The organism is Vibrio sp. V43_P6S15P86 (genome assembly GCF_009904725.1).
In the GTDB taxonomy this organism is placed as follows: Bacteria; Pseudomonadota; Gammaproteobacteria; order Enterobacterales; family Vibrionaceae; genus Vibrio; species Vibrio diabolicus.
The window spans coordinates 1-4618 of sequence record NZ_WXWT01000043.1 but is presented as its reverse complement, the minus strand read 5'-3'; the positions used below and the strand labels follow the sequence as shown (position 1 = coordinate 4618).

2 protein-coding genes are annotated in these 4618 nt (G+C 44.7%); both read left to right on the top strand.

What is annotated here, in order from left to right; translation table 11 throughout:
- Nucleotides 1-450: 450 nt before the first annotated feature.
- Nucleotides 451-1608 (top strand): efflux RND transporter periplasmic adaptor subunit, encoded by a 1158-nt coding sequence (locus CAG69_RS02075; protein ID WP_047008042.1) that lies wholly within the window; start codon nucleotides 451-453, stop codon nucleotides 1606-1608.
- A 13-nt stretch (nucleotides 1609-1621) separates the two neighbouring features.
- A partial coding sequence (locus CAG69_RS02070; protein WP_161442511.1) for an efflux RND transporter permease subunit occupies nucleotides 1622-4618 on the top strand: 2997 nt, incomplete at its 3' end.

Below are 4618 nucleotides of genomic sequence, written 5' to 3'. Positions count from 1 at the left end.
TCCAACAAGGTTGGATAACGGGCTATTAATCAATGAATTGTCATGTTCTCGGGATTAAGTTCACCTTTTTGAACGCAGATAATCATTTATTTTAATTATGATTGTGTCTGAATTGGTCATAATCACTAATATCTGGTGATTATGACCAATAGCACACTGGTTAAAATAGTTGAGTAATAATAACTATTTGAATTTTAATAAATAAATGCCTGGCACGTCCCTTGCTATTTAAAAGAAGAGTTAAGTCAGGGCAGCTTGCGAAGTTAGTTAATTTTTTGTTAATTTTATTAACTTTGAATTGGCAATAACTCTGTAGTTAGCAACCGAAAAAGCAAGGTACGCGCTGCTTTGACGTCTATTCAAATGTAATTCCCTCACCATCATGCTTACAGGGAGTCAAAGATTTAATAAAAGCATGGTGATGAAAACAACAATAAAAAAGGATTTTCGATGTTAGCAAAACCCGTATTACGTTGGCTTTTACCTTTCGTTGTCGTTGGTGGATCTTATGCAGGATATGCCGCAATCGCCGCGACAGCTCCGGAAAAAGAGTCAACCAAAGATGCCATTACAGAGCCTACCGTTCAGGCTTCTTCTCTTTTTCCTACCGATCATAAAGTGGTGATAACCAGCCATGGTGAGTTAGTCCCTTTTGAAAAAACACACCTTTCCGCGCAAGTCAGTGGTGAAGTGATAAGTTGGCACCCTAATTTTGTAACGGGTGGGATCGTGAAACGAGGAGAAGTACTGTTCACGATTGAAAGTGACAACTACGAAGCGTCGGTTTTGCAAGCCGAAGCCAATTTAGCTAGCGCACGTGCGAGCTTAATTGAGGAGCAAGCCAAAGCGGAAGTGGCAAAACGCCAGGCCAAGAGACTGAGCGATAAGCAAGTGACAGACCTGTATTTACGTAAGCCTCAGGTTTTGAGCGCGCAAGCGCAAGTGAAGTCGGCTCAAGCAGCACTCAAACGAGCAAAAAGAGATTTAGAAAATTGCAAAGTCGTTGCACCTTACGATGCGCTGGTTGTTGAGCGTGATATTGGTGTTGGTCAATTTGTTACATCTGGCTCTCGAGTTGCCACGCTAAACAACATTGAAGTGGCGGAGGTGCACGTACCAATTGCCGGTTTTGATAGTGCATTTTTACCCGAATCCATTGGTGAGCTCACTGCGACAGTAACGCAGCAAGGTGTGTTTTCTACCACTAGAGAAGGTCGAGTGGTTCGTGATTTAGGCATGATTGATAGCGCTACCCGAATGATTAACATGGTCATTCAAATCGCGGACCCATATGGTATTGATAATCAGCAGCCTCCAATTAAATTTGGCTCCTACGTTGAAGTGAGCTTTACAGGTAAGGAGCTAAAGCATATCTATCGCCTGCCACAGGAATTAGTCAAAAATCGCACGGTATGGGTAGTGAATGGTGAGAATCAACTTCAACCTCGGACGGTAACGGTCTTGAGAGCAGAAGGTGAGTTTTTACTTGTGGGGGAAGGCTTAGAGCAAAGTGATAAGTTGGTACTTACCTTGCCGGAGTACCCTCAAAAAGGCATGGCGGTACAAATCGCAAAAAAGAGTGACGACTCCGAAACCGTCGTACAGTAAGTAGGAGTTTGTCATGGAAGATACTAAACAAAAGGGCTTAATTGCTTATTTTGCGAATAACCCCGTCGCTGCCAACCTTTTGATGGTGTTCATCATCATCATGGGGGTGGTGAGTTTTCTCTTTATTCAAAGGCAGATGTTTCCGAACATTGAGGTGAACTACATTGATGTTCGTGCGACTTATCCTGGCGCTTCACCTCAAGAAATTGAAGAAAGTATTCTCGTTAAGGTTGAGGAATCGATTAAAGATGTCACCGGGATTAAAAAAACGATCTCAACGGCCTCTAGAGGTAGCGCGTATGTCTCTATCGAGGTAGACGTTAATGCTGATATCAAGCGTGTCTTGGATGATGTAAATCAACGCATTGATACTTTATCCAACTTACCTGCCGGTATGGAACCGATCAATGTCTACCAAGTTGAGTGGCGTCAAGATGTGATAGAAATGGGGTTAGTTGGGGACCGACCGCTTGAAGAGCTCAAACCCATTGCTAAGCAAGTCGAGGATGAATTACTTCAACTCAAAAATGTCATGTTGGTGTATTTGAGTGCACCAGAGGAAGAGATAGCGATTGAAGTTGATCCACTCGTTCTTCGTAAATACGACTTGACGTTGAGCGATATCAGCAGCGCGATCAGTCGTTATTCTGCCAACTTTTCTGCGGGCGAAGTCAAAACAAACTCAGGGATGATCGCAGTAAGGATTGAAAATCAGTACTACCGTGGTGATGAATTTAGGAATATTCCTGTAAAGCTTGGCGCAAATGGTGCGAAGGTTTTACTGCAAGATATCGCCACGATCAAAGATGGCTTTACGGAAGAAGAGCGCTACTTTGAGTACTCAGGGCAAAATGCGATCTACATGTCTGTTGAAGCGACTCGTGATCAGAACATTATCCCTGTTGCCGAGTCTGTTCGTAATTATATCGAAGCAAAAAATAAGACATTGCCGCAGGACGTTAAGCTCAAAGTCTTAGTGGATACGACCTATTATTTAAATGGTCGTCTCGACATGATGTTGAAAAACTTGCTGCAAGGCGCAGCTCTAGTGGCGATCATGCTGACCATTTTCTTGCGCTTTCGCTTGGCAATGTGGGTAATGATTGGGCTGCCAGTGTGTTTTCTTGGCGCGGTGATGATGATGCCTGCATTAGGGATCACGGTAAACATCGTATCTCTTTTTGCCTTCATTATGGTGCTCGGTATTGTGGTCGATGACGCCATCGTGATGGGAGAGAGCGCCTACAGCGAAATTGAAGAAAAAGGCGGTGGCGTAGAAAATGTGGTTCGCGGTGTCAAACGTGTTGCCACGCCAGCTACTTTTGGCGTTTTAACCACAATTGCCGTGTTTGCCCCTTTCTTGTTGTCTAGCGGTATTGACAGTGCTTTCTTCTATGGTATCGCGGGCGTTGTGATTCTTTGTTTGATCTTTAGTTTGATTGAATCGAAGTTAATCCTTCCTGCTCACCTCGCACATACTCACTTTAAGCCAGTTAAACCTGGTGGCTGGCGTGACCGATTTAACCAACGTTTTTTTGGCTTTGTAAACGGTACGTATCGTAACTTTGTCACGACATGTACGCATTGGCGCTGGACCGTGTTTGCTGTGTTTTGCGGTTTACTGCTGATCAGCGCGGCTTTGATCAACGCGAACTATGTTCGGGTGATCCCTAACCCTAAAGTGCCTACTGACTATCCTGCGATCACTATTGAAATGAACGATACCGTTTCAAGCGAGCAAACAATCAGTGCTCTTAAGACCATCGAACGAGTGATGCAAAAAATTGAATCTGAGACCATCGCAGAACATGGTCAAGGTATGATTCGTGATGTGCTTTCATACAACAGAAGCCGTACCGAAGGCCGTGTTTTGGTGCCATTGGTTGATGAGGAATTACGCCCGTTTAATACATTTGAACTTGCTCGACGTTGGCGTGAAGCTATGCCAGTTATTCCTGGAATGAAGAGCATCAAAATCCGCGAGCAGAGCGCGGGTGGCGGTGACAGAGATGAGTTTGGTTACTTGCTGTTTGGTTCTAATATTAATGAATTGAACGAGGCTGGGCGTTACTTGATAGAGCGTTTACAGCAGGAAGAAGGGTTATACGATATTTCATCTTCTATTGATTCAGGAAGCAAAGAAGTACTCCTCTCTCTTGCGCCTGTAGCGTACGATCTCGGACTGGATCTCACCATGATCGCAGAGCAAGTGGGTGGCAGCTTCTACGGTGGTGAAGCACAGCGTCTTATTCGTGATGGTGAAGAAATCAAAGTTATGGTGCGTTACCCGCAACTTACACGTGAAGCATTTTCATCATTACGTTACGCTGTGATTACCACGCCAGCAGGTAAGAAGGTCATGCTGGGTGATGTGGTGAAGATCAACGAGCAGCCGGGCGTGAGTAGCATTCGACGTGAAGGCGGGTATCAAACCGTTTATGTCTATGGTTCGATAGACGAAGAATTGGTTGAACCTCAAGAAATCGTGAAGGTCATCGACGACAATATCTTACCGGACATGAAGCAAGTCTTCCCGAGTGTGAAAACGGAATTGGGTGGTGATATTGAAGAGCAGGCAGCGCAGCGTAATGAACAGATTCTGTTCTTTATTGCAGGCATGATCATCGTCTACATCTTGTTAGCCGTACCGTTAAAAAGTTATACCCAACCTTTGATTGTAATGTCAGTCATTCCATTTAGTCTGACGGGGGCGATTTGGGGCCACTTCTGGCTAGGTTTGGATATCAGTATGATGTCGACATTTGGTTTGATCGCCGCTGCTGGCGTGGTTATCAACGACTCTCTGGTTATGACAGATTACGTAAACCAAGTGAGAGAAAAGGGTATGAACATCAAACAAGCGGTGGTTGAAGCGGGCTGTGCACGCTTTCGAGCGATCACGCTCACCTCAATAACGACGTTTGCGGGTGTATTGCCGATTATGTTTGAAACGAGCTTGCAGGCTCGTTTTGTCATACCAATGGCTGTAGCTTTGGGCTTTGCGGTGTTG